This window comes from Roseovarius halophilus (ex Wu et al. 2025), from assembly GCF_047086965.1.
Genome location: NZ_JBKOTX010000324.1, coordinates 1 through 4131 on the forward strand (window position 1 = coordinate 1; position 4131 = coordinate 4131).

5 protein-coding genes and 1 pseudogene are annotated in these 4131 nt (G+C 67.4%); 1 reads left to right on the forward strand and 5 read right to left on the reverse strand.

The genetic code is table 11. From position 1 onward, the window contains the following. The 5 genes and pseudogenes from ACH107_RS30600 to pyrH form a co-directional block, all read right to left on the reverse strand. A pseudogene (locus tag ACH107_RS30600) lies at positions 1-241 on the reverse strand (1-deoxy-D-xylulose-5-phosphate reductoisomerase); the annotation flags it as partial. Next, positions 238-1029 carry a phosphatidate cytidylyltransferase gene (locus tag ACH107_RS30605; protein ID WP_310691061.1) on the reverse strand — a complete coding sequence of 264 codons (792 nt, stop codon included), beginning with the start codon at positions 1027-1029 and terminating at the stop codon, positions 238-240. The gene ACH107_RS30605 and the pseudogene ACH107_RS30600, both read right to left, overlap by 4 nt. Positions 1030-1055: 26 nt before the next feature. Then, a complete protein-coding gene (gene uppS, locus ACH107_RS30610; RefSeq protein ID WP_310691062.1) occupies positions 1056-1778 on the reverse strand; it encodes a polyprenyl diphosphate synthase in 723 nt (240 codons plus the stop codon). A 227-nt stretch (positions 1779-2005) separates the two neighbouring features. Continuing rightward, positions 2006-2569, reverse strand: a complete 564-nt coding sequence (gene frr, locus ACH107_RS30615; RefSeq protein WP_310691063.1) for a ribosome recycling factor — start codon at positions 2567-2569, stop codon at positions 2006-2008. 159 nt (positions 2570-2728) lie between these two features. Further along, positions 2729-3454: a UMP kinase gene (pyrH, locus tag ACH107_RS30620; RefSeq protein ID WP_310691064.1), complete on the reverse strand. Its 726-nt coding sequence runs from the start codon at positions 3452-3454 to the stop codon at positions 2729-2731. An 83-nt stretch (positions 3455-3537) separates the two neighbouring features. Between pyrH and ACH107_RS30625 the strand changes: the two genes are divergently transcribed. After that, the coding region (locus ACH107_RS30625) for a tRNA (adenosine(37)-N6)-dimethylallyltransferase (RefSeq protein WP_412509464.1) at positions 3538-4131 on the forward strand (594 nt) is incomplete at its 3' end.

Below are 4131 nucleotides of genomic sequence, written 5' to 3' on the forward strand. Positions count from 1 at the left end.
TTGCCGCGCCCCCGGATGCGCCCCGAAAGCTGGCTGAACTGGTCGTCCGTGGCCTGCGCGACGCGCAACAGGTCCTCGCCCGCCTCGGTCGGGCGAATTCCGTCGCATCCGCCGCAAGCCGCGCGATGTTGCGCCCTCCGGTCAGGGCCACGACCCGGTAGGCCGCGGGCGCGCGGCGCACCAGATCCAGCGTGGATTGCCCGATCGAGCCGGTCGCGCCAAGGATGCTGATCCGCCTCATGACACCCCTCCCGGCAGGCCCAGCAGCCCCGCGACCAGCAGCAGCGCCAGCGCCGCCCCCAGCAGCGCATCAAAACGATCGAACAGCCCGCCGTGGCCGGGGATCAGCGCCGAGCTGTCCTTGACGCCCTGGCGGCGCTTGAAGGCGCTTTCGGCGATGTCGCCCATCTGCCCGGCCAGGCTCAGCAGCACCGACAGCGCGACGATCCCCGGCCCCACGGGCGTGAGCGCGGCGAAAACCGCCCCGACCCCGGCCGCGGCGATCCAGCCCGCGACGGTGCCGGCCCAGGTCTTCTTGGGGCTGACCGCGGGCCAGAATTTCGGCCCGCCCAGGGCCTTGCCCGCGAAATATCCGGCGATATCGGTCACGACCACCAGGCTGACCAGCCAGATCAGCCAGGTGAACCCGTAGTCCAGCCGGAAATGCACCAGCCCCCAGCCCGCCACCTGGATGGCCAGGGCGAAAATGGCGAAGCTCAACCGCTCGCGCCGCAGGACCAGAATGCCAACAAGCGGCGCCATAAGGAAAAGCGGCAGGAATGCCCTTGTCTCGGGGTCGCCGAAGACCTTACCGGCCATGACCGAAGCCACCCCGGCGGCCAGCAGCATCCCCGAGACGGGCGAGGTGCCGCGGATCATGATCCAGCATTCCCAGACCATGACAGCGGTCACGAAGATCACCAGCATCTGGAACCAGACCCCGCCCAGCAGGATCGCTGCCACGCCGGCACCCCCCATGGCGACACCGGACCACAGGCGGGTCGAGAGGTCTCCCCATTTGCCGGGCATCTCTGGCGGCGGCACCTTCACCGGGGTCAGGCCTTGACCGCCCCGAAGCGCCGGTCACGGGTCTTGTAACCGGCCAGAACGCGCGCGAACTCGGCCGCGTTGAAATCGGGCCAGAGCGTGTCGATGAACTCGTACTCCGAATACGCCGACTGCCAGAGCAGGAAATTTGAGATCCGCGCCTCGCCGCTGGTGCGGATCACCAGGTCGGGATCGGGCAGGAAACAGGTATCAAGGTAGCGCGGCAGGGTCTCGTCACCCACATCGCGCGGTGACAGGCGCCCGGCGGCCACGTCCTGGGCCAGGCGGCTAGTGGCACGGGCCACCTCGTCACGGCCGCCGTAGTTGATGGCCACGGTCAGGTGGACATTGTCGTTGTCGGCGGTCAGAAGCTCCAGCTCGTCCATGAGCGCGACCAGCTTGTCGTCCAGCCGCACCCGGTCGCCAATGAAGCGCACGCGGACACCATTGCGCAGCAGATCCTGGGCTTCGCGTTCGATGAAGCCGCGGAAAAGTTTCATCAACCCGGCGACCTCGGCCTGGGTACGCTTCCAGTTTTCGGTGGAAAAGGCAAATATTGTCAGATACTTGACATTATTATCAGGGCAGGCCTCGACGATCTCGCGGACCCGCCGCGCGCCCGCCTGGTGACCGAAGAGCCGCGGCCGCCCCCGCATCTGCGCCCAGCGGCCGTTGCCGTCCATGATAATGGCCACGTGGCGCGGTCCCTCGGTCTCGATCTGCCTACCCATACGGGGCCTCCGTTCACTTCACAGCCACTGTTCCGCGCGGGCGGCGCCGCCCGCAGTCACGCGTCATGTCGTCACCAGCGGTGTCGCTCGAACCGCCGCGTGTCTGGCGCTCGAAGCCTTGCACCCGGACGAACACGCCCGGTCGGTGCGGGCGCATCCGGGGCTCCGCCGTTTGACGCCCCGATCGCTCCGCCGGAGCGATCGCCGGCCTTTGGCCGGTGCGGGCGTCAAACCTGCATGATCTCCGACTGTTTGTGCTCCAGCGCATCGTCCACCTGCTTGATGAAACTGTCCGTCATCTCTTGCACTTCCTGTTCCCAGAACTTCTGGTCATCCTCGGACAACCCGGCGGCCTTGGCCTTCTTGATACGGTCCATGCCCTCGCGGCGCACGTTGCGGATTGAGACGCGGGCGTTCTCGGCATAGGTGCCTGCGACCTTGCCCAGCTCGCGGCGCCGTTCCTCGTTCAACTCGGGGATGGGCAGCATGATGATCGTGCCGTTGAGCTGCGGATTGATGCCCAGCCCGCTCTGGCGGATGGCCTTCTCGACCTTGCCCACCATGGACTTGTCCCAGACGTTGATGGTGACCATGCGCGGCTCGGGCACATTGACGGTGCCCACCTGGTTGATCGGTGTCATCTGGCCATAGGCCTCGACCTGGACCGGCTCCAGCATCGAGGCCGAGGCCCGGCCAGTGCGCAGCGAGGCGAACTCGGTGCGCAGGTTGGCGATGGCCCCTTCCATGCGGCGGGTGAGGTCGTCGGTATCGAGAATGAAGTCGTCGGACATGAGGCTGCTCTCGGTCTTGAGTTTCGCCCCGCTATACAGGCAACGGCGGGGCCTTGTATAGTCACAGGGGCGGCGAAATCACTTGCGCAGCGGGGCCGCCTGCGTGGACGCAGGCGGCGGCGGGCGGCCGACCGCCCGCGCGCCTTTTCGCAAAGGCGCCTACCCCCCCACCTTCGTGCACTTGCCCTCGCCCGCAAGGATGCCGCGAAAACCGCCGGGTTCGTCCAGCGAGAAGACGATGATCGGCAGGTTGTTATCGCGCGCCAGGGCGATGGCGCTGGCATCCATGACGCCCAGGTGCTTTTGCAGCACCTCGTCGTAGGAAACGTGCTCGTAGCGTTCGGCATCGGCGTGTTTCACCGGGTCCTTGTCATAGACGCCGTCCACCTTGGTGCCCTTGAAGATGGCTTCGCAGTTCATCTCGTTGGCGCGCAGGGTCGCGGCGGTATCTGTGGTGAAATAGGGATTGCCGGTGCCGGCCGCGAAGATGCAGACGCGCTTCTTTTCCAGGTGGCGCACGGCGCGGCGGCGGATATAGGGCTCGGCCACCTCGTCCATGCGGATCGCCGAGATCACCCGGGTGTAGACCCCCAGCCCCTCGAGCGCGGACTGCATTGCCAGGGCGTTCATCACGGTGGCCAGCATCCCCATGTAATCCGCTGTGGTGCGTTCCATCCCCTGGGCACTGCCCTGCAGGCCCCGGAAGACATTGCCGCCGCCGATCACCATGCAGATCTCGACGCCCATCTCGTGAACCGACTGCACTTCGCGGGCGATCCGCTCGACCGTGGGCGGATGCAGCCCGTAGGACTGATCGCCCATCAGGGCCTCGCCCGAGATCTTCAGAAGGACCCTCTTGAACGCCGTTTTCCGGGTGTCTGACATCGGGGTCCCCTGCAATTGCTTTTCGTCGGCGCCAAAATGTCGGAAAACCCTGGCCTGTGCAATGGCAGGCCCGGTGGAAAGTGATGCTTGACCTCTCGACCATCGACCCGGCGCGTCCGGTGCTGATCCATGGTCCCACGGCCAGCGGCAAATCGGCGCTTGCGCTGCGCATCGCGCAGGCCCAGGGCGGGGTGATCGTCAATGCCGATGCGCTGCAGGTCTACCGGGGCTGGCCGCTGCTCTCGGCCCAGCCCGACGCCGAGGAACGCGCCGCCGCGCCACATGCCCTGTATGGCCACCTGCCCCATGACGCGGCCTATTCCGCGGGCGACTGGCTGCGCGACGTTGCCCCCTTTCTAACGGGGCCGACGCGCCCGATCATCGTCGGCGGAACGGGTCTGTATTTCATGGCACTGACCGAGGGGCTGGCCGAGATACCCCCGACCCCGTCCGCGGTGCGCCGGCAGGCCGACGCCCTGCCGCTGGAGACCCTGATCGCGACCCTGGACGCCGAGACCCGCGCCGGACTCGACCTGATGAATCGCGCCCGGGTCCAGCGCGCCTGGGAGGTTCAGCAGGCCACCGGCCGCTCGATCCGGGCCTGGCAGGCGGCGACCCCGCCGCCGCTGCTGCCCGTCGCGGAGGCGGTGCCGCTAGTGCTGGTGCCGGGGGTGGAC